At 42.1% G+C, this 26,819-nt stretch carries 23 protein-coding genes; 13 read left to right on the plus strand and 10 right to left on the minus strand.

Going from position 1 to position 26,819, the window contains the following annotated elements; genetic code table 11:
* Positions 1–93: 93 nt before the first annotated feature.
* Positions 94–1,764, minus strand: a complete 1,671-nt coding sequence (locus tag ACVHUV_RS03845) for an ABC1 kinase family protein (protein WP_462086173.1) — start codon at positions 1,762–1,764, stop codon at positions 94–96.
* 160 nt (positions 1,765–1,924) lie between these two features.
* On the opposite strand from ACVHUV_RS03845, the gene ACVHUV_RS03850 reads away from it, so the two are divergent.
* Both ACVHUV_RS03850 and ACVHUV_RS03855 read left to right on the plus strand, forming a co-directional pair.
* Positions 1,925–2,239, plus strand: coding sequence for a hypothetical protein (locus ACVHUV_RS03850; protein WP_462086174.1), 315 nt, complete (start codon positions 1,925–1,927; stop codon positions 2,237–2,239).
* Between the two features lie 19 nt (positions 2,240–2,258).
* Positions 2,259–2,735: a hypothetical protein gene (locus tag ACVHUV_RS03855; RefSeq protein WP_462086175.1), complete on the plus strand. Its 477-nt coding sequence runs from the start codon at positions 2,259–2,261 to the stop codon at positions 2,733–2,735.
* A 49-nt stretch (positions 2,736–2,784) separates the two neighbouring features.
* Here ACVHUV_RS03855 and ACVHUV_RS03860 read toward each other — a convergent pair whose 3' ends face one another.
* Entirely contained in the window at positions 2,785–4,710 is a 1,926-nt protein-coding gene (locus ACVHUV_RS03860; RefSeq protein WP_462086176.1) for a DUF2207 domain-containing protein, read from the minus strand.
* 126 nt (positions 4,711–4,836) lie between these two features.
* On the minus strand, positions 4,837–5,820 hold the full coding sequence (guaC, locus tag ACVHUV_RS03865; RefSeq protein WP_317943331.1) for a GMP reductase: 984 nt from the start codon (positions 5,818–5,820) through the stop codon (positions 4,837–4,839).
* 208 nt (positions 5,821–6,028) lie between these two features.
* On the opposite strand from guaC, the gene ACVHUV_RS03870 reads away from it, so the two are divergent.
* Together ACVHUV_RS03870 and ACVHUV_RS03875 are read left to right on the plus strand one after the other, a co-directional pair.
* Positions 6,029–7,606 (plus strand): sensor domain-containing diguanylate cyclase, encoded by a 1,578-nt coding sequence (locus tag ACVHUV_RS03870; protein WP_462086177.1) that lies wholly within the window; start codon positions 6,029–6,031, stop codon positions 7,604–7,606.
* A gap of 53 nt (positions 7,607–7,659) precedes the next feature.
* Positions 7,660–7,836 carry a hypothetical protein gene (locus tag ACVHUV_RS03875; protein WP_317943334.1) on the plus strand — a complete coding sequence of 59 codons (177 nt, stop codon included), beginning with the start codon at positions 7,660–7,662 and terminating at the stop codon, positions 7,834–7,836.
* Between the two features lie 64 nt (positions 7,837–7,900).
* Here ACVHUV_RS03875 and ACVHUV_RS03880 read toward each other — a convergent pair whose 3' ends face one another.
* Entirely contained in the window at positions 7,901–8,860 is a 960-nt protein-coding gene (locus tag ACVHUV_RS03880; protein WP_462086178.1) for a hypothetical protein, read from the minus strand.
* Positions 8,861–9,333: 473 nt separating this feature from the next.
* Here ACVHUV_RS03880 and ACVHUV_RS03885 point away from each other — a divergent pair, with 473 nt between their 5' ends.
* The 3 genes from ACVHUV_RS03885 to ACVHUV_RS03895 all read left to right on the plus strand — a co-directional run bounded on the left by ACVHUV_RS03885 (position 9,334) and on the right by ACVHUV_RS03895 (position 12,480).
* Complete coding sequence (locus ACVHUV_RS03885) at positions 9,334–9,891, plus strand: GNAT family N-acetyltransferase (RefSeq protein ID WP_462086179.1); 558 nt, start codon at positions 9,334–9,336, stop codon at positions 9,889–9,891.
* A 221-nt stretch (positions 9,892–10,112) separates the two neighbouring features.
* Complete coding sequence (locus tag ACVHUV_RS03890) at positions 10,113–10,868, plus strand: ABC transporter ATP-binding protein (protein WP_462086850.1); 756 nt, start codon at positions 10,113–10,115, stop codon at positions 10,866–10,868.
* Positions 10,861–12,480: a hypothetical protein gene (locus ACVHUV_RS03895; protein WP_462086180.1), complete on the plus strand. Its 1,620-nt coding sequence runs from the start codon at positions 10,861–10,863 to the stop codon at positions 12,478–12,480. The genes ACVHUV_RS03890 and ACVHUV_RS03895 overlap by 8 nt, the downstream gene beginning before the upstream one ends.
* A 205-nt stretch (positions 12,481–12,685) precedes the next feature.
* Here the strand turns inward: ACVHUV_RS03895 and ACVHUV_RS03900 are convergent, their stop codons facing one another.
* From ACVHUV_RS03900 to ACVHUV_RS03915, 4 genes are read right to left on the minus strand one after another with little or no spacing between them, the layout of a single operon-like run.
* Positions 12,686–13,564, minus strand: a complete 879-nt coding sequence (locus tag ACVHUV_RS03900) for a metal ABC transporter permease (protein ID WP_462086181.1) — start codon at positions 13,562–13,564, stop codon at positions 12,686–12,688.
* On the minus strand, positions 13,561–14,478 hold the full coding sequence (locus ACVHUV_RS03905) for a metal ABC transporter permease (RefSeq protein WP_462086182.1): 918 nt from the start codon (positions 14,476–14,478) through the stop codon (positions 13,561–13,563). Before ACVHUV_RS03905 ends, ACVHUV_RS03900 begins: the two co-directional genes overlap by 4 nt.
* Positions 14,479–14,481: 3 nt before the next feature.
* Positions 14,482–15,210 carry a metal ABC transporter ATP-binding protein gene (locus ACVHUV_RS03910; RefSeq protein ID WP_462086183.1) on the minus strand — a complete coding sequence of 243 codons (729 nt, stop codon included), beginning with the start codon at positions 15,208–15,210 and terminating at the stop codon, positions 14,482–14,484.
* Positions 15,210–16,151: a metal ABC transporter solute-binding protein, Zn/Mn family gene (locus tag ACVHUV_RS03915; protein ID WP_317943348.1), complete on the minus strand. Its 942-nt coding sequence runs from the start codon at positions 16,149–16,151 to the stop codon at positions 15,210–15,212. The genes ACVHUV_RS03910 and ACVHUV_RS03915 overlap by 1 nt, the downstream gene beginning before the upstream one ends.
* Before the next feature lie 725 nt (positions 16,152–16,876).
* On the opposite strand from ACVHUV_RS03915, the gene ACVHUV_RS03920 reads away from it, so the two are divergent.
* From ACVHUV_RS03920 to ACVHUV_RS03940, 5 genes are all read left to right on the plus strand, one after another.
* Positions 16,877–19,978: a DEAD/DEAH box helicase gene (locus ACVHUV_RS03920; protein ID WP_462086851.1), complete on the plus strand. Its 3,102-nt coding sequence runs from the start codon at positions 16,877–16,879 to the stop codon at positions 19,976–19,978.
* Between the two features lie 11 nt (positions 19,979–19,989).
* A complete protein-coding gene (locus ACVHUV_RS03925) occupies positions 19,990–20,454 on the plus strand; it encodes a hypothetical protein (RefSeq protein WP_462086184.1) in 465 nt (154 codons plus the stop codon).
* A gap of 22 nt (positions 20,455–20,476) precedes the next feature.
* Positions 20,477–20,878: a hypothetical protein gene (locus tag ACVHUV_RS03930; protein ID WP_462086185.1), complete on the plus strand. Its 402-nt coding sequence runs from the start codon at positions 20,477–20,479 to the stop codon at positions 20,876–20,878.
* Positions 20,879–21,193: 315 nt separating this feature from the next.
* The gene (locus tag ACVHUV_RS03935; protein WP_462086186.1) at positions 21,194–21,613 is read left to right on the plus strand and encodes a MarR family winged helix-turn-helix transcriptional regulator; all 420 of its coding nucleotides are present in this window, start codon (positions 21,194–21,196) and stop codon (positions 21,611–21,613) included.
* A 12-nt stretch (positions 21,614–21,625) separates the two neighbouring features.
* On the plus strand, positions 21,626–22,819 hold the full coding sequence (locus tag ACVHUV_RS03940) for an MFS transporter (RefSeq protein ID WP_462086187.1): 1,194 nt from the start codon (positions 21,626–21,628) through the stop codon (positions 22,817–22,819).
* 37 nt (positions 22,820–22,856) lie between these two features.
* On the opposite strand, the gene ACVHUV_RS03945 is transcribed toward ACVHUV_RS03940, so the two are convergent.
* Positions 22,857–23,084 (minus strand): hypothetical protein, encoded by a 228-nt coding sequence (locus ACVHUV_RS03945; protein ID WP_371390704.1) that lies wholly within the window; start codon positions 23,082–23,084, stop codon positions 22,857–22,859.
* 30 nt (positions 23,085–23,114) lie between these two features.
* On the minus strand, positions 23,115–23,486 hold the full coding sequence (locus ACVHUV_RS03950) for a VOC family protein (protein ID WP_462086188.1): 372 nt from the start codon (positions 23,484–23,486) through the stop codon (positions 23,115–23,117).
* A 158-nt stretch (positions 23,487–23,644) separates the two neighbouring features.
* On the opposite strand from ACVHUV_RS03950, the gene ACVHUV_RS03955 reads away from it, so the two are divergent.
* Positions 23,645–26,704, plus strand: coding sequence for an efflux RND transporter permease subunit (locus tag ACVHUV_RS03955; RefSeq protein ID WP_462086189.1), 3,060 nt, complete (start codon positions 23,645–23,647; stop codon positions 26,702–26,704).
* Positions 26,705–26,819 lie beyond the last annotated feature (115 nt).

Genomic DNA, 26,819 nt, shown 5'->3' on the forward strand with positions numbered 1-26,819 from the left:
CGATAAAAAACTATCCATAGGGTGCGCAAAAACGGCAAAAAAAATACGGTGCCAGTCCCCGAAACAATTCCGAATTGTTTGGGGGACTGGCACCTACATTCTACCGGATTTGAAGATGGTGATGATGAGGTAGAGGAACATGAGAGAGGCGACGATGGAGCCGACTTCGATGATGGGGAAGCGCCATAGCATGTTCGTTTGGCCGGCGATGGATGCGCCGACGATGAGCCCTACCATGAGTATGCTGAATGATAAAAGGATGATACTAAATGAGAGTCGGTTGCTGATTCGATCGAGTCTGCGTAGAAAAATCTGCGCTTGTTGGACGTTAATATCCAATTGCAGCTTTCCTTTACGTACAGTTGTTGCGATGGCTTTGAAATCCTTTGGCAGTTGGGAGAGGATTTCAAGGTTCTCCACCGTTTCGTTCCACGACTTTTTCAATACGTTTCGTGGATCATAGCGTTCCATTACGAGCTTTTTGCCATACGGTTCAATCGCTTTCATAATACTCAACTCAGGATCCAACTTCGTAATGAGTCCTTCAAGCGTAAGGATGGCTTTTGATAAGATTGTTAATTCCATCGGTACTTGAATATGATGACGATAAGCGACTTTGAACAATTCCATAAAGATATTGCCTAAACTAATCTCGTTTAATGCGACCTCATAATAGCGACTTTGCAAATCTTCCACGTCGCGTGTAAATAATCGCATATCTGTGTCATCTGTTAAGATGCCCATTGCAGTAAACGTTTTAATTAACCCTTTTGTATGCCCTTTCCGTAAATCAATGAGCAGTGAGGCAAAATGATATTTCATGTCATCCGAAATTCGGCCAACCATCCCGAAATCTAAATAAGAGACGACGTTGCCCGGTAGAATATGAATATTTCCAGGGTGTGGATCTCCGTGGAAAAATCCCTCTTCTAATATTTGATGGAACATGGAGTTAACAATGCGTCCGGCAATCAATTTTCGATCATAACCCGCTTCGTCCAACGAGGAAAAATGGTTTGCTTTAATGCCTGTAACCATTTCCATCGATAACACTTTTTCTGTAGAGTACTCCCATAAGACATTTGGAATATAAACCGTTGTACAGTCTTCAAACTGCTTTCCAATTCGCTCACAGTTTCTTCCTTCTACACGATAATCCAGCTCTTCCCACATCGACCTTGAAAATTCATCAAACAAATCACAAAGTCTGTACGTGCTTGCCCATGTCGTATTCCCTTCTAAATACGATGCAATATCCCGTATAATGGATAGATCTTTTTCGACATTCGTTTCAATGTTTGGACGTTGAACTTTTACTGCAACTTGTTCTCCAGAATGGAGTTGAGCAACGTGCACTTGCCCGATGGATGCTGCAGCTAACGGCTCTTCATCAACATGCATGAAAAACTGGTCTAGCTGACCGTCCAGCTCCTCTTCCAAGATCGCTTTTATCGTTTCAAAAGGTACAGTGGAGACATGATCTTGCAATTTCTCGAGTTCCTTCGCAATTTCCTCCGGCACTAAATCTCGGCGTGAGCTCGCAACTTGTCCGAGTTTAATGAAAGTCGGTCCTAAATCTTGTAATGCATGACGGAGTTTTACCCCGACATCTTGCATGTTCATCCCGCCGGCATCAGCTTTAGATGACTTGCGAGAAGTGAGGCCGAGGCGGAATAACACATGGCTAAGCCCGTGACGTAAAAATGTGTTAATGATTTCTTGAAACCTTCGCGTATGCCGCATTTTTAGTTTATACACTGACATTCCTCTCCTCTTGCACACCATAATCTTTTTGTAATTCTTACATACCCTTTTCGTAGAAAGTTAGCCACGTAATTAGTGTTCTCAATAATTTACAAAATTGTTTGCGATTATTGTATAAAGCGATATAATAGTTAGTAGATTTAGAATTGGAGATGATTTCTTGAAACATATTATACGAGTCAAAGTGTATGACAACACTTCTACATTGGATGAGCAAAACCAAAAGATCTTACAAGTCGCGACGATGAACCTAGTGGCTATGACAAGTGCACTGTTCGTCGGTAGTAAAGGAGAAGGTGGGGAAGGCGTTGCGCTAAATCCTGTGGAGGATTGCTTTTGTGGCATTGAACTACTTTATCAGAAAGCGATTCCTGATGAACTTGCGGAGGAATGTCGTGCTTCACTAGAAAGAAGACTCGTAAACTTTTATAAGATGAGTGATCTGGATATGAAGGTGGAACTAACAGTCGAGTAACAATTCGAGGAGGTGTATCATGAAAGGATGGCAAAAGGTCGGCCTCATACTCTTTTTCCTTATTGCATTCAGCAGTTTTCTAGTCCGTTATGGAGCACAAGAAGAACCAGTCCGAACGTTCAAGATCACGGATAATGTAACATTGGAAATTTATAAAGAAGACGCTAGTTATCTTCCTGTAGTAAAAGAAAAGAAATTCTTGACGACCAAGAAAACTACGCATTCCCCACTCTACCAAAATCATACAGGTGTCTACTTCGACTATAGCTTATTTACAATTGGAGGATTTGATTACATCCTCGGAGCTGTGCAAAATAGTGAGGTTGCGAAAGTGCGAGTAAAAACGTCCGCTGTCCAAGTGGAACATCGTGTAGAAGATGAATTTTTCATACTTGCTATCCCTGATGATGGCGAACCAGGCATCGCCCATCCAACTGTCGAGCTGCAGCAAGGGGAAATCGTTGAGTATCCTTTCACGATTAAACGTACGAAATGAGAACAGCCATCTATCTAAATCTTCGCGATAGATGGCTGTTTGTATGCAATTAAAAGGCTCCGGCTCCACCTCCGCCACCAGATCCGCTGCTACTTCCAGATCCACCCCCCGAACTAGAAGATGACATGTGTGAGTAATAGACCCGATGTGTATAGTGGAACGACGTCAACATTTCTGTGAAACGGATCGTCAATGGTGGCAATGAAGCCAAGTTTTCAGGAATTGTTTTTTCATATTTCAACCGTAATGGAACAAAGAGACGAAGGGCAATTGCATGCGCTTGCCATTTCTCTTCAGAGAGACCGTTTAAACGATCAAACGACCCAGATCGTATGGCTTTTTTGAACGCTTTCGCCGCCTTGTAATAAGGTGCAGCTTTCTTTTTTATATCCATGAGGGGTAACAGCAATCCAGCCACAAAAAACAGAACTGAACTCATTGTAAACAAACTATAGAAGCCTTCCATGGAACGTTCCCAAGTCCATATGAAGCAAAATGCGAAAAATATGGGCAAAGCGGCACGCCAAGATAAATTAAACAATAATAACACGTACGCAAACCACAAAAGGATGGTCATCACGACAACGTCTTGTATGTCTGCGGTCGTCATCCATATGTTCAAGATGGCAACTACAATCCATAGAGGGATTCCGATGCGAACGAGCCATTTGCGTATTGGATTGAGGACACAATACTGTTTCACTTCAGGATCTTTCCGCACGATTTCCTTCCATTTCTTAAATCGTTTCGTCAATCGTTTAGACTGCTGTGCATATTCACTTTCCAACCGCCAATGTTGCTCGCGTTGTTGTTTCGACATGTAAGGGAACTGATCCAGTGAAAAACAGATGTCTCCTGCAGCATTCCGTTCGAATAACCAATCGATCAAGTCCTGTTCAAATTCACTTAACGTACTAAGTTGTTTCACTAACGTAAAGCGAAACGTGTAGTCTGGCGCATTCTCATCACTGCGATAGACCGCATTCGCAGGCACTTTTTCCATATTGACAATTCCTTTTTGCCGCAGTCTCAATAACGCAGCCGAAATGGCGTTCGGTTCAATTTTTCCTTTTCGTTCTATTAACCCTAAAAGAAACGGATCAAAGTCTTCCAATTGTCGAAGCCGAGGCGTAGAGGTGTAAAGTCTGATTAACCGTCGAGGATATAAAATCGTGACAATGAATAATAGGATGGTGCTGAAAAATAAGATGATATTAATAAGTTCCACTGTAGGCATGGCAGACTCTTTTTTTTCTAGCCATTTTACATAAGCGGCTTCCTCTTCCTCAAACTCCGCTAACATCGCTTTATCTTCATCATAAGGCGCATTTTGCAGAAAGGTTTCAGGGAAAAGAAAACGAATTTCCAATGTTTCATACGCTTCCAATAGGTCTGCTGCGTAGAGGAAACCGTAGTCCATCGATTTCTTCAACTCTCCTGCGGTACTATGCAAATACGCCTCCCCGGCTAACGTCGCATCTTTATCGCCGGATAAAATGAGGCGTAAACGAACATTGTGCAAATCAGTCTCGTTCAACTCATCAAAAAAGCGCCAATACAATTGCCCCGTATCACTATATTTTTGTGCAGCTCCGCGAATCAAATACCGATAGAACACTTTCTTCTTTTCATTCTCAGAAGGTGTATGGATCTTAAATGTACGTCCTTCCCGCTCCACTTCCAACCGCGTAAAGGTACTGTTATCATATTGAGAAAGGTCCGTATCCATTGGTGCAAGATACCCTTCAAAGTATTTAACACCTTTATGATTGTCGTCACCGATTATTCGCGTGGTTCCGTTATACGTGCCCGAAAAATTGTATGTGTAAAGTTCTTCGACATATAAATCTCCGTTATCCATAATATACGCCTGAATTTGCACGTCATCTATCGAAAATGATTTGGCTTGTGCGTGATGAACAGGGAATGTAATGGATAAGAGTAGCATGCAAAGTATAAAACGAAGACTTCGCAAAGGAACCCCTCCTCTCATTGTTTTTAATGAGTCAATTATTTTACTGTACGAATAAACCATTTTATAGTTTCATTGTTTTTTGAAATAAGAAAAAGGACCAGCAATGAGTAGCCAGTCCTTTTTATATTAATACACTTTATCGCCATTAAAAATGGAGTTTTTCACAACGACGTAGTCAACTTTACGAATCGCCTCTAACGTCGTGCCTCCTGCATACGAAATCGATGATTGTAGATCTTGCTGCATCTCTGTCAACGTATCTTGAAGCTTTCCTTTGTATTCTACATACATTTTCTTACCTTCGACGTTCTTCTTTTCACCTTTTTGGAACTCTGAAGCGGAACCAAAATACTCTTTGTACACATTGCCGTCCTTCTCAACCGTTTGGCCAGGTGACTCTTCGTGGCCGGCAAATAGTGATCCGATCATGACCATGGAAGCACCAAAACGTACAGATTTCGCGATGTCTCCGTTTGTACGAATCCCGCCGTCTGCAATGATCGGCTTTGTCGCTGCTCGCGCACACCAGCGGACTGCAGCAAGTTGCCATCCACCTGTACCGAAGCCTGTTTTAATTTTTGTAATGCATACTTTACCAGGTCCGATACCGACTTTCGTTGCATCTGCACCTGCATTTTCAAGTTCACGAACGGCTTCAGGTGTACCGACGTTACCAGCAATAACAAATGACTCAGGTAAATGCTTTTTAATATGTTGAATCATGCTGATGACCGCGTTTGAATGACCATGCGCAATATCGATTGTAATGTAATCTGGAACGAGTTGGTCTGCAGCCAGTTGCTCAACAAAACCATATTCCTCTTCTTTTACACCGACGCTGATTGAAGCAATCAACCCACGACCTTGCATGTCTTTAATGAAATCGACACGTTTTTCAGGATCGAAGCGATGCATAATATAAAAGTAACCGTTTTCAGCTAATTGCACTGCAATTTTTTCATCAATAATTGTTTGCATATTTGCAGGAACGACTGGAAGAACAAATTTATGTTTACCTAACGTGACAGACGTATCACACTCTGAACGACTTGTAACGATACATTTGGCAGGAATTAATTGAATATCTTCATAATCAAAAACTGTATCCATTTGTACACACTCCTAAAAGGCGAATATTAATCGCTTATTTATAATTAATGTTCGTACTTTAGTAATGTACAAGATATTTCAATAAACGTCAACCGTTTTAAAGGAAAATATACAAACTCTTGTCGCAAATCGTACTGCGTAGTAGGAAACTAAATGGTATCATGGAAAGAGTGTGTAAATTAATCATTGAAGGAGATAGGTTCTGTTTATGAGACTATCGTTAAAATACTTGATTCTTGGGGTTGCGATGTTGTCGTTGGTTCTTACATTAGTAAGTAGTATTACATCAGGCTATCGGGTCCAAAAGCAATCACTAATCGACAATACATTGGAGACGAATCGAGCGTATGCTGAAAAGCTCTCCAGTACGACAGAGTCTTATTTGGAAATGACACTGCAAACATTGGAAGTAAGTGCAAAAACGCTTGCGCCGCATATGCGGAAGGAAGAGGCGGATAGCTTTTTAATCCCGGAAGCTGATCGTGTGAAGAACCAGACGAATACGTTTAACTCCATTGCCATAGTTGAAAAGGGCGGGGAGATTTTGGCGACCTCTCCACAAACATTGGAGTTGAGGGGGAAAATGCTCACGTCTAAAGGCGGCATGCAAGCATTAGAAGCGCAAAAGCCTTTCATTTCTGAGCCGTACATCGCTTTGACAGGTCGATTAATCATTTTCATTTCTCATCCCGTGTTTGATGAAAATAATAATTATTTAGGGATAATTGGTGGCACAATTTACTTAAAAGAGGAGAATATTTTGCAAGAAGTGCTTGGTGAACATTTCTACCAAGATGGTTCGTATGTCTATGTGGTGGACAAAACGGGTCGAATCATTTATCACCAAGATAAAGAGCGTATAAATGATTTTGCGCCTGAAAACCCTGTCATTCAGGATGTGATAATAGGGAATAGTGGAGCAATGCGCCTGACAAACTCAAAAGAGATTGATATGTTAGCCGGATATGCTTATCTTCCGAATGCAGAGTGGGGCATCGTAACGCAACGATCGACAGAAGCCACATTAGTGCCCGTCAATAATATGATGAAAGAGATGATTGTCAAAGCATTGCCGTTTTTATTCATCTCCATCTTGATCATTTGGTATTTCTCAAAACAGATTGCGCTCCCACTCCAAAAGTTGGCCACTTACGCCGAGTCAAGTACGGAAAGCAATCAGGAAAAGAAAATCTCAACAATTCGAACGTGGTATTATGAAGCCATTCAATTAAAAAAAGCGTTACACTACAGTATGAATTTCTTCCAAGACAGAGTGAACTTCTATCTTCACCAATCGACGACCGATCCATTGACGAAGCTATGGAATCGTCGAGCAATGGATGAGTTCTTAATAGAGCTGACTGACCAGGAAAAAGCTTACGCGGTTGTAATTTTGGATATTGACCGTTTCAAGCGTGTAAATGATACGTACGGACACGCGGTTGGTGATGATGTGTTAAAATTTCTAGCTAACGTTATGCAAGATGTGACGAGGGAACAAGATCGTTGCTGCCGTTTTGGAGGCGAGGAATTTGTAATTGTCTTACCGGAAGCAACAGAAGAAATTGCATTCCAAGTAGCTGAAAGATTGCGTAAGAAAATGGAAGATACGGTCAGTCCTTGCGGTGAAGTCGTAACCGTCTCATTAGGAATTGCGACATCTCCGCATAATGGAACACATCCTAAAGTGATATTGGAAGCGGCGGATGAGAGCCTTTATGAAGCGAAGCGCTCGGGACGTAACCATACAATAATTAGTCAAAACCACAAAAACGCCAATGCATAAAAATGATGCATGTTATGGTAAACTGAGCAAAAAGGTACAAGGAGGAGCCCGTCATGCAATATTCGAAACCGAAGATGGAAATGCTCGTTAAAAATACACCTGAACTGACGCAACGTCTGAAGCAAATTATGAAAGAGCACGACTTGGAAAAGAGTTTTGCACTTAAAGCTTTGTACCATGCCGAAGTGAAAGAGAGCGGCCGATTCATGAAAGACTATCAGCAGCTGTAATGATACGAATAAAAAGCACGTTATCCCGGAGTTTCTCCGTTGATAACGTGCTTTTTTTCAAAGGTTAGCGTACTGTACCGTTAAAGAGTAAGCCGCCTTTTAAGTCAATTACTTTCAAGTGGTTTGTGCGTTTAACAAAGATGGACTTGTAGTGTGGACGATCATTTGCATCTTTTAGTAGAACGATGCGTTTATTGTAGTTATCCTCAACAACTTGTAGGTTAAAGCTGTTCACATCGACAACAGAAGCAAGTGTTGCATACTCGGGAAGAGTGCTATTGCTTGAAGTTGCCGTTGTTTTTGCTGTCGCTTCAGCGTTTACTGCAGTTGCTTTTTCAGGTGCTGGTGAAGCGGTTGTGTTTGTTTCAGATGAAACGACACCGTAGAAGATTTGTCCGCCTCTTGTATCAATGACTTTCAAGCTGTTTGTGTTTTTAACAAAAATTGATTTGTATTGTAGGCGACCAAAGTCATCTGATAAAGTGATTACTCTTTTGTTTGTATTGTCTTCAACGACTTGAAGTTTGTAGTTGTCTACATTGACAACAGAAGCAAGTGTTGCATACTCAGGAAGTGCGCTAATCGCATCTGTTGCAGGTTTCTCTTCAGGTTGAGCCGGTTTTTCTGGAGTCGCATCTTCAGTTGAAATTGTACCGTAGAATATTTGACCGCCACGGAAGTCAACAATTTTCAAGCTTTCTGTCGCTTTGACAAAGATGGATTTGTATTGACCTTGTCCATTTGCCTTGCTGAATACGATAATTCGTTTGTTCGTGTTGTCTTCAGTTACTTTAGCTGTTAAGCCGTCCATGTTAATTTTTGATGCAACTGTAGCATACTCAGGAAGTTGTGTTAATGCTTCAGTTGCAATGTTCAATTGGTAATTCGATCCGTAGTTTGAGTAGGAAGATTCATATTTCGCTTGTGCTGCCTCTACTTTGTCCGGGTGAAGAACGTTTGCTGCTCCAATGCCACCAGTTGTTAATAGTACTGCGCTCAATGTAGTTACGAAAAATTTGTTCATGTTTTTCCTCTCCTTTGTTTTGGTATGATTTCATCTTACGCTCCCTTTTTTAAAGAACTCTGTGAAAAAAATGAGAGATTGATAAGAATGTTCTCATCGTTTGCTAAGGGAACTGTTACCATTGTAGGGTTATTAAGGATTTTTATTATTAGGTGTCGTCCTGCATTTAGATGCGAAGTTTTTAGCTTGTGATACTTGTATAGGTGTGAATAGTATGGATCGTTAAGTTAGTAAACTTCTAACCGTAGTATAATAAATGTATAGAACAAGCAATTTTATAGTTCCTGGACGTGTTTGGAATGGACGCAGGCGACGGTATTCCGTTTTGTATAGTGTGAAGCGGACTAGTTTGCGGAAGTATGTCAACGTTTCTATGAAAGAGCTGGTCCTTGTTGCTTGTTTGCGATTCAAATGAAAACAATTACAATTATACTGCGCGGCGAAAAGGATGGCAGCGGTGAGGGGGAAGGAAGATGACGGGGAAGGTGTTTCCGAGGTTAGAAACGGAACGGTTAGTGTTGCGGGAAGTGAAGGAAGAGGATGCTGGAAGTGTGTTTCATTATCTTTCAGACCCTGAAGTGATGCAGTATTATGGCATGGTGCCGATGGTTGAAGTGCGTGAAGCGGTAGAGGAGATTGATTGGTATCGTCGCATTTTTGACGAAGGGACGGGCATTCGTTGGGGGATTACGTTGAAAGGGACGGATGAAGTCATTGGAAGTTGCGGGTTCCTTGAGTATTCAGGTCGACATGCCCGGACGGAAGTGGGATTGGAGCTTTCCAAGGATTATTGGCGAAGTGGATTGATGACGGAAGCTTTGGCAGCTGTCATACAATATGGATTTACGCATCTAGACCTTATGCGGATGCAAGCGCTCATTGAACCAGAGAATATTGCTTCGCAGAAACTTTTTGAGAAGCTTGGTTTTCTGCAAGAGGGACTATTACGGAAATATGAGAGAACGAATGGATTGTTTGATGATGTGTATATGTATGCGTTGTTGAAAGATGAGTATGTTGTTGAAAGATGAAATATAAACAGTCGTATTCCGTTAGAGGGATGCGGCTGTTTGTGTGTGTATTGCTTCAACAACTGAAGTCTAATTCTTCTTCAATCACTTTGTGATAAAACCAATTAATTGTCAATAAAATGAAAGGTTAGGATCATTTCATGATAGAGTAGTAGTAAGAAACATGTGGGGGTGTTGGAGTGGTTTTGACAGATAAGGTGCTGAGTATAAGGGATTTAACGATGATGTATGGTACGCAACGTGTATTGAATGGGGTGAATTTAGATGTCGAGCGTGGACAGATCATCGGTTACATCGGTCCGAATGGGGCAGGGAAAAGTACGACGGTGAAAATTATGCTCGGATTGGTACAAGGTTATAGAGGGCAAGTGGAAATATTCGGGGAAGATATTGCTTCCGGGGATGTTGCTTATAAACGTCGAATCGGTTATGTGCCGGAGCAAGCAGACTTGTACGAGAACTTGACCGCGATGGAGTATTTGTTATTTACAGGGGAATTGTATGGGTTGGATCGCAAGAATGCGGAGGAAAAGGCGCAGAAGCTTATGGCGGAGTTTGAGCTAAGTGATGTTCTTCATTCACGGATTTCCTCATTTTCAAAAGGGATGAAACAAAAAGTACTCATTATTTCAAGTCTGCTGCATGATCCCGATTTGTTGTTTTTTGATGAACCGTTGAGTGGTTTGGATGCCAACAGTATGATGATTATCCGAGAAATGCTTGCTCAATTGGCGGAGCAAGGTAAAACTATTTTTTATTCCTCACATATTATGGACGTTGTCGAGAAAATCAGCAATCGTATTGTGTTGCTTGTTAACGGGGAAGTTGTGGCGGATGGCAGTTTTGAAGAGTTGCAGAAAATGAGTGAGAAGGAATCGCTTTCGGACATCTTTAATCAGCTAACCGGCTTCACAGATCATGCAAACCGTGCTGAACGGATTCTCGCAATAGTGGAAGGTGGGGAAGTAGGTGAATGAGTTTCGTACACTTGCCTTCATTTCCAAGTTCAACTGGTTGTTTCGTAAAATGGGGATAGATTATACGGCGATGGAAACAATTTTGCGCATGAAGTTGACGATGGATGGTAGAAGAGTGCCAACAATTTTCAATGAAGTGAAAAAGAAAAAGGAAGGCAATCAGTTTTTGAAATCCCTTTGGATATATGGCTTGTATGGTTTAATGTTGCTGCCTTTCTTATTCAATATTGAGCAATATATATTCCAAATGAGTGTGGTTTTTGGGATTACGATGTTTATACTCACAACGACGATGGTTTCGGATTTTTCAGTCGTATTGCTCGATGTACGTGATAGGACCGTCTTGCAAACAAAACCGATTAGTAGTCGAACAATCGCAGCTGCAAAGACGATTCACATTTTAATTTATATGTTTTTTGTAACGAGCGCCTTTATTGCAATTCCATTTATGGTCAGTTTATTTACGAATGGCATTGTTTTCACACTTATTTTCCTCATCGAGTTGCTATTCATGTTAATGTTCATCATTGTGTTCACATCTCTAGTGTATATTACGATCTTAAGATTTTTCGATGGAGAAAAACTGAAAGATATCATCAATTACGTGCAGATTTTATTAACAGTCGGCGTTGTTATTGGCTATCAACTTGTCATTCGTTCCTTTCAAATCATCGACTTTGAATTGACGTACTCGTTTAGTTGGTGGCATCTTTTGTTACCGCCGATGTGGTTTGGCGCACCATTTGATGTCTTGTTGAATAAAGACTTCAACGGGAGCGTGCTTTTATTAGCTGTAATGGCACTCCTAATTCCTATTCTCGCAATGATTGTTTACGTTCGAATGATACCTTCGTTTGAACGGAATATGGAAAAATTGATGAGCGCAACAAAAAGTAAGAAGCAAAAATCAGATAAACTGGATACGTTTTGGCTGAAGCTGTTGTGCCGAAATCGAGAAGAAAAAGTGTTTTTTCGATTTTCAGCATTAATGATGAAACAAGAGCGTGAATTTAAGTTGAAAGTGTACCCAGCTTTAGGTTTTTCATTTATTGTACCGTTTATCTTCATATTCACAGAGTTACAAACACGGTCGCTCGCTGAAATTTCAAAAGGGAATATGTTCTTTTTAATTTATTTTTCAGCTTTGATGATTCCTGTGATTGTAAATATGCTTCGTTATTCAGCAAATTATAAAGGAAGCTGGATTTTCAAAGCGTCGCCCATTCGACATCCGAAGGCAGCATATAGCGGAACATTAAAGGCTTTCTTCGTAAAGCTGTATATACCTGTTTTTCTTCTCTTATCGATAATTTTTGTATCAATTTTTGGTGTTCGGATTGTTCCCCACCTGTTGGCAGTCCTGTTAGGAGCCTTTTTGCAAACTGTCATTACGTATAGAATGATGAGTACAGACCCCTTCCCGTTTATGAATTCGTCAGAGAAGGTTCAAAGTGAAAGCTCGTTACTGATGTTTTTATTGAATTTATTAGCGGTCTTGTTTGTTGTAGTGCATTTAATTGCAAATTCAATTACGGGCGGTATTTATTTTTACTTGGCTTTGTTAGTTGTTACAAATTTCATCGGTTGGCGAATGGTGTTTCGGCGAGGGTAAGTGCGTACTTTCATGCTGATAAGATCGGTCGGGTTATGCGGCGATTGGGGAGAATATGCGGCGTTTTGCGGGGTAATGCGGCGATTGGGGAGAATATGCCGCGTTTGCGGAACTTATGCGGCGTTTTGAAGAATTATGCTGAGAATGACTAATTAAAAAAGAGGCAGCGCTAGCGATTTGCTAGTCGTTGCCTCTTTTGGTTCAGTTATTCTTTCGCCACTGTGAAAGGGCGGGCATAGCGGGAAAGCAAGCCGTGTTTCGGTGAGCCGATGAAGCTTGCGAGGAATAGAATTCCTGTTGCGAATGCCATGGATCCTGATATGGATGTGTCGATCCAAAGGGCGATGTAGTAGCCACTAATTGCAGACAAGACGCCAAACAATGCGCTTAAAACAAGCATGATGGAGAGGCGATCTGTCCATAAATAGGCAGCGGACGCAGGTGTAATGAGCATGGCGACAACCATGATTGCGCCGACCGCGTCAAAGGAAGCGACCGTTGTAATGGAAACGAGTGTCATAAACAAATAGTGCATGAACATGACTGGAATTCCGATGCTGGCAGCGAGTGCCGCATCAAATGTTGTGATTTTCCATTCTTTGTAAAACACCAAAATCATGATGAGCACGACAACAAGGACGATGAATAGTATGAACGTCGCTTGTGGAACTTCACCCAACAAAGGCAAAGTGATTGTGTTCCAAGGTACGAACGTAATCTCTCCCATAAGTGCGTGCTGTACGTCTAAATGCACATTTCCGACTTTCGTTGCAATTAAAATGACACCAACAGCAAATAGTGTTGTAAAAACGACACCGATGGAAGCGTCTTGCTGGACTCCCAGTGAATGGAGCCATTGCACTAAAACAGCTGTCAATAAACCAGCAATGATTGCACCGACAAGCATGTGCATACCGCTTAATTCACGTGTAATTAAATACGCTGTGACGATTCCGAGTAATACTGTATGGCTGATTGCGTCTGCCATCATGGCCATTCTTCTGAGAATAAGGAAAGTACCCATGATGCCACAGGAAAGACCGACCAATGAAGCGGTCAGGAGGATCCAACCTTCATAACTCATTGTAATTCCTCCTTCACTGTGTGCTCCACTGTTGCTTGATGGTATTTACGTTGCATTTTGAATTGAATCGCACGAATTAATAACCCGCGTTGTGCACCGAACACCATGGAAATAATGAAAATGCCAGCTGATGCAATGACGATGAATGGACCTGTTGGCCAGCCTTTGCCCATCGTACTAATTAACGTACCAACCATACCGGAACTTCCTCCGAAAATCGCTGAGAGGATGAGCATCCGTTTAAAGGAATGCGTCCAGTAATGGGCACTGACGGCTGGTATGATTAGTAGAGCAGCCATCAGGATAACACCTACTGCTTGAATACCAATAACAATGACAAGTACGAGCATTGCCAAATAGACACCGTTCATGAAACGGGTGGATAAGCCAAGCCCTTTTGCAAAATTAGGGTCAAACAAAAACAGTTTCCATTCTTTAAAGCCGACGATAACAACTACTATAAGAAGAATCGCGACAATCAGCATGGTATACACATCGGTACGGACCATGGATGCCGCTTGCCCAAATATGAAATTATCAAGTCCGGCTTGATTGCCACCGCCATGTCGACTGACGACTGTAAGGAGCATGACGCCTAATCCGAAAAACACAGATAGGATAATGCCCATCGCTGCATCTTCCTTCACCCTACTGGACGAACGTATCCATTGAATGAGCCATGCACCAATAAAGGAACTGATTGCTGCACCAAGAATCATGACCGGCAAGTTCTTATACCCTAATAGCGAAAAGGCGATGACGACCCCGGGCAAAGCAGCATGGGATAACGCGTCACTCATAAGACTTTGGCGTTTCCAGTAAGCCAGACAACCAATCATACCGGATGCTGTTCCTAAAATTAATGTGCTGAAGAGAACCCATTGTGCGTTTGGTGATAAGAAAACGTCCAGCATGCTTTACGCCTCCTTCATCCAGCGTAACGATCCGCCATATGTTCGTTGTACCTGTTCTTTCGTAAATACGTCTTCCGTTTTCCCGTAATCAATGATTGTTTTATTTAACAGCATGATATGGTCAAAGTAATCTTCAACAGTTAATAAATCGTGGTGAACGACCATAACTGTTTTTCCGTCGGCTTTTAGTTGTTTCAACGTTGCCATAATAGCAGTTTCAGTAGCAGCATCGACGCCGACAAGTGGTTCATCCATGAAATAGAGATCCGCATTTTGAACGAGCGCACGAGCCAAGAAAACACGTTGTTGCTGTCCACCAGACAACTGACTAATTTGTCGGTCAGCATAGTCTGCCATCCCCATTTTTTCCAACGACTGCATCGCTAAGTCTTTGTCTTTTTTATTGGGCCACTTAAACCAACCGATTTTTCCGTACAGTCCCATTAATACAACGTCCAATGCATTCGTCGGGAAATCCCAGTCGACCGATCCACGTTGCGGTACATAACCAACTTTTGTTTTCGTTTTAGCAAGCGTTGACCCGAAAAAAGATACATTTCCGGATAGCTTCGGATGCAATTCCAACATGACTTTTAATAACGTCGACTTACCAGCTCCATTGGGCCCGACAATGCCCGTAAGCGAACCAGGTTTCACATCAAAATTCACATCATATAATACTTTGTTTTTTCTATATGAAGCCGATAAGTTATCGACCTTTAAGACAGACATTATTTAGCCTCCTCAGAAAGTGAATCAAAAATCGTTTTAACATTATGTTTGTACATACCAATATACGTTCCTTCTTCTGTTCCTGCGTCACCCATCGCATCTGAATAGAGTTCGCCACCTAGTTTAACACTCAGGCCTTTCTTTTCAGCACCTTGGATAACCGCTTTGATGGAGTTCTGATTAATACTACTCTCGACAAAAACAGCAGGAATTTTATAATCCATTAAAATGGAAATCGTGTCGTCAATATCAGAAATACCAATTTCATCTTCAGTACTGAGTCCTTGTAGTCCAACAACTGTCATGTCATAAGCACGACCAAAGTAACCAAACGCATCATGTGCTGTAACGAGTACACGTTTTTCATCAGGAATTTGTGTGAGTTTATCTTTAGATTCCGCTAATAAAGCATCTAATTCAGCAAAGTATTTTTCTTTATTCGCATCAAATTCTTCTGCATGGTCAGGTGCGAATTTCTTTAATTCTTCAGTAGCTGTATCTAATGAAATTTTCCACAAATCGATATCAAACCATACGTGTGGATCAATTGCACCGTCTTCATCTTGTAGAAGCTGCTCTTTAGGAATGGACTCTGAAATTCCATTAACAGGTTTCTTAGTACCAATCTTCTCAAAGGCTTCAATCATATTTCCTTCTAAATTTAAACCGCTATATAGCACGATATCGCTACTCTGCAGTTTTGCAATATCGCCTTGTGTCGCTTTATACAAGTGTGGGTCAACGCCTGGTCCCATCAAGCTTTCCACAACGACATGCTCGCCGCCGATAATTGACATTGGTTCAGCAATTTGTGCAATTGTCGTAACGATGTGCACTTTGCCATTCTTGTCTACATCAGATTTCGTCTCTGCACATGCCCCTAACAGCAACAATGACGAGAGTAGAGTATACAAGAACAATTGGGTAAATCTCTTTTTCATTTCTCATTTCCTCCTAAAAGTAGATATCTATCAATTTCGAGTGTTTCCCTCGTGCAACAAAATGTGTAAAAAAAATCAAAATCCCTATATCCTATTTAAAAAAATGCCATCGCACATAAAACGTAATTGCATTTACTATATGTTCGTTATGTAGTCTTGGTGATAAGTTGAACGACTACGGCGGTTAATTTGCTAATGTTATTTTAAGAAACGAGTGAAAGTTTCTCGAGGGAAACTTTATCCGTTACTTAAAGATAATAAACATTAATAGGGTTGTCAATAGCTTTGCACAATAATTTGCATTTGCCTGTTAGAAGGCGCAAGTCCGCACTTTGTCGAAGCCATGAGCGCATCTATCTGTTATTTACCTCCATGTACCTGCAGTATAAACATAGACGACAAGTAACGATTTAGCGGTTTGCGCGACTGACACCATCTTTACTATGTGGATAGTAGTTTGCGGTTTTTTACAATTTATACGTAGTTGACAATTAATTTACTGAATTATTCTAAATCGATAGTCAAGGATTGCGTTGAGAACCGTTTAAGTTGTGATACGTCAGCTGATTATTGCGATACGACCGTTTTACGTTGAGATGCGAGGAAGCTGAGCACTTTCTATCGTGAAGAGTTGGGAAAAGAACGCGTATTCGGTATAATGAAAGGAAAGGACAGGGAGGGGAAGTAACGTGCTCACAGCTATTTCACGGAAGCAAATCGAGGAGATGTGTGGAACTGCCTCATTGAAGCGAGGAGAAGCGTATAACCGTGCAGGTAAGGTGAAGATTGAACAGATGGATTCTGTGCAATGCGAAGCGGTTGTGGCAGGTACTGAAAACTTCCATGTCACTGTTCGTTATGATGAAACAGGTAGTTTAGAAACAACATGTAGTTGTCCGACGCTGCCTTTTTATCCGCATAAATGTCAGCATATCGCAGCTGTTTTGTTAGCGATCATTGAACAAACAACTGATGACGGGGCCTTATCTGACGGGTTTCTTTCTCTTTTTAATGAACGCCCGAGGTCAAGTGGCCATCAGCTTCATTTTGAAAATCGAAAAGTTTTAGCGCTCACGTTTACTGTACAACCTGTGCCTGTAGGGAGAGGGAAGGATATGCTTGCCATTGCAATCCAGGTTGATGGGCATGCGATAAAAAATGTTGGGCAATTTTTGAAATATGTACATGAAGGACGAAGTGTGCAACTGTCTGCAAACTGTTTTTATGATCCTCGTAGTCACTGTTTTACACGGGAAGCGGATGGCATTTTACAGCAACTCATTCAAGGAAAACAACAATCTATTGAACTTGTTAAGGGCAGTGACCTAGGAACAGTTACCATTTCACCAACGACTTGGGACAAGCTCGTTCCCCTCTTGCAAAGTGCGTCTTGCGTTAACGGGCTGCCGTTCATCAAAGGGAATTTACCAATCCAATTTTCATTTGGAAAAAGAGAAGGAAAAGGACATTTCCTGAAAATTGAAGGGTTGCAAGAAGTCCAGGTTTTCCAACAATATCGAACCGTCATGTACGCTAATCGCCTCTATTTAGTCCAAGACGAAGACTGCAAACGTTTGGCAGATCTACAACAAATGGTGCAATCATCGGGTACGAACAACATTCCGATTGCAAATGAACAAATCGGCTTTTTTCTCGAAAAGGTCGTTCTTGGCTTGCGGAAAATCGGCGAAGTGTATCTTGATGAAACGGTAAAAGAAGAGCTTGTCCAATCGCCGTTACAAGCAAAGTTGTATGTGGATCGAGTCCATAATCGCCTGCTTGCGAGTTTGGAATTTCACTATGATCATCTTGTCATCAATCCGTTAGTTGAACAGCAATTACCGGCTGGTTCGATGCTCGTTCGTGATTTGGAAAAAGAGAAAACGATTGTTCAGCTAATGGATGAGGGAGCATTTGCGCAAACAGATGAAGGGTATTGGTTGCAAAACGAGGAATTGGAATATGAATTTCTGCATCGTATCCTTCCGAAACTACAGAAGCTTGTCCGCGTGTATGCGACAACAGCCATTCGAAACCGAGTGTTCAGAGGGAACGCCCGTCCACGCATCCGCGTGAAGACGCAGGAAGAGCGGACAAATTGGCTAGAATTTAAATTTACAATGGATGGTATACCGGACAACCAAATTCAAGGCATCTTAGAAGCGTTGGAGGAAAAAAGGAAATATTATCGCCTGAAGGATGGCGCATTGCTGTCGTTGGAAACAAAGGAATTTGAAGAGATTCAACGTTTTCTGAATGAAGTGCCTGGCGACTTGGATGCGTTGGAAAAAGGGTTAACTGTTCCAGTCGTTCAAGGGCTTCGCTTTTTGGATGCGGCAGAAGACGATGGAATGATTACGATGGAAGAATCGGCTCGACGATTCTTTGAGCGTCTCCGTGCCCCGGCGAGCTTGGAAATTGACGTGCCCCAACAGTTGGCGTCCGTTTTACGCGATTACCAAAAAGAAGGGTTTAAATGGCTGAAGACGCTTGCCAATTATGGACTCGGGGGCGTACTTGCGGATGATATGGGGCTTGGCAAAACGGTGCAAAGCATTGCGTTCATTGTGTCGGAGCTAGCGGTCATTCGTAAAGGAAGTACACCGGTACTGATCGTTTGTCCGTCTTCTGTCACGTATAACTGGTTAAGTGAATTGGCGAAATTTGCGCCGGACATACAGGCATGTGTACTCGATGGATCGAAGAAGGAGCGGGTTATGCGTCAAAGTGAAATAGGCGGTCAAGATGTGGTAATCACTTCTTATCCGTTACTTCGTCGTGATGTTCAGTGGTTTGAGAAACAGCATTTCCATGCGGTGTTCTTTGACGAGGCGCAGGCGTTTAAAAATCCCTATACACAGACAGCGCGGGCAGTGAAAAAAATAGTGGCCGATCATCGGTTTGCGTTGACGGGCACCCCAATCGAGAATTCATTGGAAGAGTTGTGGGCAATATTCCACGTTGTGTTTCCGGAATTGTTCATGGGGTTACGGGAATATAGTGAACTCTCACAGAAAACAATCGCACGGCGTATCCGACCGTTTCTGTTACGTCGAATGAAAGAAGATGTGCTCATTGAACTTCCGGGGAAAATCGAGTCAATGGCATCCTCGGAACTGTTACCGGAACAGAAAGAGCTGTATGCGGCCTATTTAGCAAAGTTGCGGCATGATACGTTGAAGCATTTGGATAAGGATACAATACGGAAGAATAAAATTCGTATATTGGCTGGTCTCACGCGGTTGCGTCAAATCTGTTGCCACCCGGCATTGTTTGTAGAAGGTTATGAAGGTAGCTCAGCAAAGTTTGAGCAGTTGAAGCAATTGATTGAAGAGTCGAAGCGAGCGGGGAGAAGGGTATTGATTTTCTCGCAATTTACGAAGATGCTTGGAATTATCGGCAGAGATTTAGCGATGAATGGGACGCCATTTTTTTATCTGGATGGCGAGACACCTGCGGACGAACGGTTGGCGTTCTGCAACCGGTTTAATGCAGGGGAGCGGGACTTGTTTTTAATTTCATTGAAAGCCGGTGGAACGGGGCTAAACTTGACGGGTGCCGACACGGTCATTTTATATGATTTGTGGTGGAATCCTGCAGTTGAGGAACAAGCGGCGGATCGGGCGCACCGTATCGGCCAGCAGCAAGTTGTAAAAGTGATTAAACTTGTTGCACGTGGAACAATTGAAGAGAAGATGAATGAGCTGCAAGAGAAGAAGCGGAATTTGATAGGAGAAGTGATTGACGCTGATGATTCGGCGATAAATGCGTTGACGGAAGAGGATATTCGGGAACTATTGCGGATAGATGAGGGTCATATTGTATAAGAGTTATTTTAATGGCTGAAACTGACAGGGAAGGAGTGATTGAAATGAAAGCGTTAAAAGTGTTGTTTGGCGCAGTTGTCATTGTTGTCGCAATTGGATTTGCAGTCTATCATTTTGGCACGAAATTTATTGCTGACGAAGTGATGGGCCAAGTGGCAGCGGAACTAGATGCCAGCGGTGAACTGGAAAACATCAAACGTGAAATCCAAAATGATCCTCAGTTACGCGCATTCATTGAAGAAGGGAAAAACGCAGATCCAACGAAACTTCCTTTCCAGACAAAAGAGGAAGCGACCCGCGTTTTGCTGAAAAAGTTTGACCTCAGTGAAATTAACGACATCCAAATTCAAGCAAGGCAAGGCATGACACCCGAAGAACAGCAGGCACTTTTCAATAAAATTGAAAGCAAACTTACTGAAGAAGAAATGCTTGCTCTAAAGGCATTAGCGTATAAGGAATTGTTTAGTGAACGATGACGTCATATAAGGGGTGCAGGGTATGATGAAGACAAGTATAGGGAATATCGTATTGTTTGTAATTAGTGCGTGGTTCGCTATATTTCTTTTCATGTTCACGGTGTTTTTCCGGCTGCTTATTACAGCGGATATTCCAATTGCCTATAGTGAGGGAGAAGCAAAATTCTATATCGTGTTACTTGTTTTGACGACCCTTATGCTATTGTCCATGATTGTTTTCTCGAAGAACTCTATTAAACCCGTCACGTTGACAATAGGAACTATTATGTTACTGTTTTTGGTAAGTGTCATAAGGACTTATTATACTGTTGATGCTGAATATATAGACGTGTTAATAGAATGGAGTTTCTTTGTTGTTTTTATCGTTCCGACAGCTTTAGGGGTTGTGCTTATGAGAAGAAAAAAGAATCTAAGCACCTCTTAGAGAGCTGTTTACTAATTAAAAACCCGCCCCAGTCGAGAAGTGGACTGGGGCGGGTTTTTAGCTGTCGTTTGCAACTGAAATTTTCTCCTAAGGTAGGAGTTATCGATTGAGTTCACAACGTATTCGATTGGATACACGAAGTTATCAATCGTATAACAAAAGATATCACCAAAAAGTGACCTTTTACCTATGTCATAAGCTGAAATGAAGTTGCGTAGTAAAATTAAAACCTCGTCCCTTGACAAAAACTAGGAAACGCTTTAAACTTAAATTAATTAATTAACCTAACTAACTAAAAAGAAAGAGGTCATCACAATGACGATCCACCAAGAATTCTTTAGCCAGTATGCCAAAATCTATCGTCCGCTTTTGAATGAACTAAACGCTGAACTTGGGCAATTTGGCTTGTCGCATTCGCAATGGACGATTATGAAGTTGCTTAAAAGTGAAGGGGCGATGACGCCGGCTGAAATTGCGATTCGGCAGCGGGTGGAGAAGCCGAGCATTACAAAAATCTTGCAACGGTTGGCTGAGTTGGACTATATAGAAGTGACGCCAGGGAAGGACAAGCGTGAGAAGTGGATTCGTTTGACGGATTCTGGTGAAGCTATTTTTTTGAAAGTTACAGAACAATTAAATCGGTTGTATGAGAATTTGTTGCAAAGTGCATCGATAGAGGATTTGCAAACTTCGATTCGTCTCATGGAACGTGTGTATGAAAATTTATCAAAATAAGAGGGTGGACATATGGATGAACAACAGCAAAATTTATGGACGAAGAACTTTATTTTCATATCGGTTATCAATTTCTTTTTAATGCTCGTGATGTACTTGCTCATTGTGACCATTGCGCCGTTTGCGGTGAATGAATATGGGGCTTCCACGAGTATGGCGGGTCTTGTATCAGGGATTTTCATAATCGGGACGTTGATTGCGCGGATTGCAACGGGGCGTATTATTGGGAAAGTTGGAAGTAAGAAGATTCTATTCATCGGCCTTGTCGTGTCTTCCGTTGCGACGGCTTTTTATTTTGCGGCAGGGACGATGCCATTATTGCTTGCGAATCGTCTTTTTCACGGAATGGGACTTGGCATTGCGTCGACGGCTACGGGTACGATGGTGGCGCAAATTATTCCACATTCCCGAAGAGGGGAAGGAATCGGTTATTTCAGTATGAGTACGGTTTTAGCGACAGCAGTCGGACCGTTTCTTGGCATTTATATGAGCCAACATTTTGAGTTTACGATTCTTTTCATGCTTTGCCTTGCTTTAGCGATTGTTGGATTGATCCTGTTTTTCTTTGTAAATGGCAATGAAAAAGTAGTTGAACCTGTTGTGAAAGACAGTGTAAAAAGACGATTCACAGTTTCCAACTACATCGAAGTGAAAGCTTTACCGATTGCGTTCATTACATTGCTTGCAGGGATTGCGTATTCAGGCGTCCTGTCGTTCCTTTCGTTTTACGCGATTGAAGTGCATGTTGTGAAAGCGGCAAGTTTCTTCTTCCTTGTATATGCAGTTGTCGTCTTGTTATCAAGACCGTTTTCAGGTCGTTTATTGGATGAAAAAGGTGCGAACGTCATTGTCTATCCAGCATTACTCGTGTTTGCGGTCGGAATGTTTGTATTGAGTGATGTTCATAGTAGTGTCATGTTATTGGTGGCGGGTGCGTTAATTGGACTTGGTTTCGGGAACTTTCAATCATGTGCACAGGCAATTGCACTAAAAGGAATTCCAGTAGAACGAATTGGTGTGGCAACGTCAACATTTTATATTTTCCTAGATTTTGGATTTGGATTCGGCCCGTACTTTTTAGGGAATATCGCCACAACAATGGGTTACAGCTATATGTATTTGTTACTAATGGGTGTTGTCGTAGTCGCGTTCATTGCATTCGCTTTGTTAGTGGGACGAAAAAACGCGTTGCCTGAAACTGTATAAGGAAGTGGAGAGGGTGTGCCTTTCTCCACTTTTTTACTTACCTAACGATTTTCCGTAGTTCTTCATTTCTACGTTCACGCTCATCCGCTTCCACTAAATCATATTTCTTCAGCAAGTGAAATACCTCATTGAGCGTGTCTTGTTCGACTGTTCCGTCTAGAAAGCGCATCCCGTCTTCATAGATCTCTTTTGGAATGAAAGCCTGCTGTTCGTTTAATTTGCGCACTACATCTTCCACCGAATGATCAATCGTACATCTGCCCATGCGCACACCTCCTAATCATGTATTCCTCTATCAAACTTGTACTTCGCTCATTAATGCATGCGTATTGCCTTCCGTATCTTCAAAAAACACCATCCACGTCTCGGTTTGGCCCATTTTAGCGACCATATGTGGCTCATCGATAAAGACGACACCTTTCGCTTTGAAGGATTCATAGGCTTCTTGAATATGTTCCACGTGAAAATAAAACACCGAACTGGCGTGAGCAAAGTCTTCTTTCTCTGGCAAACTTACTAACAAGCGCAAGCCATTGCAATCGAAAAAAGCCATCGAGTCGGTTTGGAATAAAAGCTCCAGCCCTAGTAGCTCCTTGTAAAAATTGACCGAGCGTTCAAGATCTTTTACAGGTACACTGACTTGTCCGATTTTTGTAATGTTCCCCAATTCCTATCCCTCCAAAATATTTCAGATTAATCAAAGTATATCACTTTCCCTTAAATTCTCCTAACTACATCGCAAGGCTGAGAGAAAATGCGGCTGGGGATTGTTATACATAATGGGAATCGTTGCTATGCTAATGGTAGTGTGAAAGGGGTGTAGGTATGAAAGGTATAGAATTTATTATTAAGAAAAAGGTGTTAATCGGTTTACTGACAGTGTTGATTGTTGCATTGGGGTGTTTCGCTGTCATCAAGTTAGACAAGGAGCTTATGCCATCAGTTGGTATGGACGGTGCATATGTATCCGTCGACGCAGGGGATATGGCGGCTATTGATGTGGAACGTTTCATCACAACGCCGTTGGAACAAAAGCTTCAAGCAATCGATGGCGTTGAAGAGGTGAAGTCAACTACGACGATCGGGAGTAGTGCTGTCGATGTAATCGTCGCACGGGGCCGTGGAGAAGAATTATTCAAGGAAATTGAACGTGCTGCAAATTCGATACAGACACAACATCCAGCGATTCGTGAAGTCGTGTCCGGTCAATACGGTGTGCGGCAAGGATATGAATTTTACATGGATATTTCCGGCGGTGATATAGAAGAGATGACCACCTTTGCAAAGGAAGTACTTGAACCGAGGCTAGAGGCGTTGAAAGAAGTTCGAGATGTTCATTTGTCAGGTGTGCTGGAACAAGAAGTGACCGTTAAGTTAAAACGTGATGAACTTGTAAAGAACGGTTTAGACAGCACACAAGTAATGGGTTTCATTGCGCAAGCGAATTCCGAAACGACAATCGGGGAGTTGCACAATGGGCAAGCAACATCCATATTGCGATGGACGACGAAATTGGAAGATTTGCAATCTGTAAAGCAAATTGAAATTCCTACAGCTAGTGGATCTGTCCCGTTAGAGGAAATCGCCACTGTTTCACTTGCTCCAATGGAAAGCTCTGCGTTTGTTTGGAAAAACGGGACGAAAGATTTAGTGTTTGTGCAAGTAGGGCGTGCCAATCGTGTCAATCAAATCGATATGGCGAATGCAGTCCGAGCAGAAATCCAACAAATCAGGGATGAAGGATTGGTCAGTGGTTTCACGTTGAATGAAATGGTCGCACAGGCAGACTTTGTGGAAGAATCCATTAACGGCGTAACTGGGAACATTCTTATCGGTAGTATCGTAGCAATCGCCATCTTACTGTTATTCCTTCGCAATGTGCGAGCGACGTTGATCATTGGTGTGGCAATTCCAACGTCAGTGCTGCTCACATTTTTAACCGTATATGGTTTAGGATATAGTCTGAATTTATTAACCCTCATCGGGCTCGGCCTTGGCATTGGGATGATGGTTGACTCTTCAATTGTCATCTTGGAATCAATCTACCGGCAAAGGGAATTAGGACTTAATCCTTTGGATGCTGCTCTCGTTGGAACAAAAGAAGTAGCGGGGGCTGTAATTGCTTCCATGCTAACGACCATTGTTGTGTTCTTACCAATCGGTTTTATCGGTGGGGACCTTGGTCAATTCATGATTATTTTATCCATTGTCGTTGCCATTACATTAATGAGCTCAGTTGTTATTGGCTTTACATTAATTCCTGCATTATCTGAGAAATTTTTACGTTATCGAAAAACGGTGGACACGAAGAAAAAAGGAAAAGTTGTTTCTCGTTATAGTGCGATGATTGCATGGATCGTTCAGAAGCGTCGACGAAGTGCATCCGTTATCGTCTTATTTATCGCCCTATTCGTCGGTTCCTTGTTTTTGGTCAATAAAATACCGATGTCCGTTATGCCGGATATGTTCAATCGGTATAGTGAAGTCGTTGTCGAACTTGAACAAGGTGTTGATGCACACGAGAAAGAACAACTTTCTATATTAATGAATGACAAGCTCGCTCGTATTAAAGATGTGGAGTCCAATTATGTTCTGGATAGTGGCAGCTACTTAGTAGCGATTATCAACATGACGAAAGGGAACGCCATTCAGCAAGAACAAAAAATCGTAAATGAAGAAATTATGAGGTCGTTACGCGAACTTCAACAGACGAAACCGATTAAATCGGTACAAAGTATGACGGATGGTGCTAGTGGTTCTCCTGTACAAGTGCTCATTAAAGGGGAAGATTTTGATGAGTTGCGTTCACTGAGCAAGGAGTTTGCGAACAAACTGAAGACAGTCGATGGTGTAGTAGGTGTAACCAATTCGATGGAACGAACGGCTGAGCAAAAACAGATTGTCGTAAACCAACAGGCAATGGACGAGGCTGGATTGACGGAAGCTTCCGTAAAGCATTTCGTTGAAGAAACATTTATGAATAGGCCGGTTGGAGATGTTGTGATTCAAGGCAAGACAGTTCCTCTTACGGTTAGTTGGACGGCCATAACGGATACAGAAGAAACACTGCTGAATGCGATGATTCCGACACACAATGGAGACAAAGCGTTGTCTACATTCATTCAATTAGAAACGGTTCAAACACCAAATGTCATCACGCATGACGCGGGCGAGCGATATGTCGTCGTTTCTGCAGACATGGAAGGTCGTGATTTGGGAGCCATCAATCGAGACGTGCAAAAAATCATTGACGAATTTACTGTGCCGACAGGATATGCAATCGACGTGGGCGGCGATATTGAACAACAACAACAATTACTACTGGAAATGATTTTTGTGCTAGCCATTGCCTTGTTCCTCGTCTATTTTGTCATGGCGGTTCAATTCAACCATCTTGGCCACCCAATACTCGTTATGTCCGTTATTCCGATGGCGATTATCGGAGTGATTGTTGGTTTGTATATTACACAAATGGAACTGAATCTGTTGTCTGGCATGGGAATCATTATGCTCATCGGTATCGTCTTGAACAACGCAATTCTATTGATTGACCGGACGAACCAATTACGCAACGAAGGGATGCGTCTAGAAGAAGCGCTCGTAGAGGCGGGGAGACATAGAATCCGACCGATTTTCATGACAACACTTACGACGGTCGGTGGGATGTTGCCGTTAGCATTGGCTTCTGGAGTCTCCGGGAATTATCAAGCCCCTTTGGCAACCGTGTTGATTTCCGGTTTGCTGTTTGCAACGTTCATCACGCTATTGCTGATCCCGGCTGTCTATCGTTTGTTCTCGAAATCGGATAAAGTACGTGAATCGTTAAAAGCAAGAAGGCGTTTGGCAATTCGAAAGCCGAAACTTGAAATGTCCGGTTCAAAATAATCATGAAAAAGGACGCCTTTGACGCAACCTCTTGTTGATTGCAATCAATCAAGATAAAGTGAGACTAGAGAATTCCGAATAGTTAGGGATGCCTCTATGTTAGCAAGCTCTACTT

Source organism: Sporosarcina saromensis, from assembly GCF_054901285.1.

What these genes read in the sequence shown, in the direction of transcription:
- ACVHUV_RS03885 (WP_462086179.1), top strand. Translation starts at nt 9,334, where the DNA reads ATGACGGGGAAGGTGTTTCCGAGGTTAGAAACGGAACGGTTAGTGTTG.
- ACVHUV_RS03920 (WP_462086851.1), top strand. Translation starts at nt 16,877, where the DNA reads ATGTGTGGAACTGCCTCATTGAAGCGAGGAGAAGCGTATAACCGTGCA.
- ACVHUV_RS03855 (WP_462086175.1), top strand. Translation starts at nt 2,259, where the DNA reads ATGAAAGGATGGCAAAAGGTCGGCCTCATACTCTTTTTCCTTATTGCA.
- ACVHUV_RS03945 (WP_371390704.1), bottom strand. Translation starts at nt 23,084, where the DNA reads ATGGGCAGATGTACGATTGATCATTCGGTGGAAGATGTAGTGCGCAAA.
- guaC (WP_317943331.1), bottom strand. Translation starts at nt 5,820, where the DNA reads ATGGATACAGTTTTTGATTATGAAGATATTCAATTAATTCCTGCCAAA.
- ACVHUV_RS03875 (WP_317943334.1), top strand. Translation starts at nt 7,660, where the DNA reads ATGCAATATTCGAAACCGAAGATGGAAATGCTCGTTAAAAATACACCT.
- ACVHUV_RS03930 (WP_462086185.1), top strand. Translation starts at nt 20,477, where the DNA reads ATGATGAAGACAAGTATAGGGAATATCGTATTGTTTGTAATTAGTGCG.
- ACVHUV_RS03940 (WP_462086187.1), top strand. Translation starts at nt 21,626, where the DNA reads ATGGATGAACAACAGCAAAATTTATGGACGAAGAACTTTATTTTCATA.
- ACVHUV_RS03955 (WP_462086189.1), top strand. Translation starts at nt 23,645, where the DNA reads ATGAAAGGTATAGAATTTATTATTAAGAAAAAGGTGTTAATCGGTTTA.
- ACVHUV_RS03905 (WP_462086182.1), bottom strand. Translation starts at nt 14,478, where the DNA reads ATGCTGGACGTTTTCTTATCACCAAACGCACAATGGGTTCTCTTCAGC.
- ACVHUV_RS03910 (WP_462086183.1), bottom strand. Translation starts at nt 15,210, where the DNA reads ATGTCTGTCTTAAAGGTCGATAACTTATCGGCTTCATATAGAAAAAAC.
- ACVHUV_RS03915 (WP_317943348.1), bottom strand. Translation starts at nt 16,151, where the DNA reads ATGAAAAAGAGATTTACCCAATTGTTCTTGTATACTCTACTCTCGTCA.
- ACVHUV_RS03925 (WP_462086184.1), top strand. Translation starts at nt 19,990, where the DNA reads ATGGCTGAAACTGACAGGGAAGGAGTGATTGAAATGAAAGCGTTAAAA.
- ACVHUV_RS03890 (WP_462086850.1), top strand. Translation starts at nt 10,113, where the DNA reads ATGATGTATGGTACGCAACGTGTATTGAATGGGGTGAATTTAGATGTC.
- ACVHUV_RS03900 (WP_462086181.1), bottom strand. Translation starts at nt 13,564, where the DNA reads ATGAGTTATGAAGGTTGGATCCTCCTGACCGCTTCATTGGTCGGTCTT.
- ACVHUV_RS03880 (WP_462086178.1), bottom strand. Translation starts at nt 8,860, where the DNA reads ATGAACAAATTTTTCGTAACTACATTGAGCGCAGTACTATTAACAACT.
- ACVHUV_RS03845 (WP_462086173.1), bottom strand. Translation starts at nt 1,764, where the DNA reads ATGTCAGTGTATAAACTAAAAATGCGGCATACGCGAAGGTTTCAAGAA.
- ACVHUV_RS03935 (WP_462086186.1), top strand. Translation starts at nt 21,194, where the DNA reads ATGACGATCCACCAAGAATTCTTTAGCCAGTATGCCAAAATCTATCGT.
- ACVHUV_RS03870 (WP_462086177.1), top strand. Translation starts at nt 6,029, where the DNA reads ATGAGACTATCGTTAAAATACTTGATTCTTGGGGTTGCGATGTTGTCG.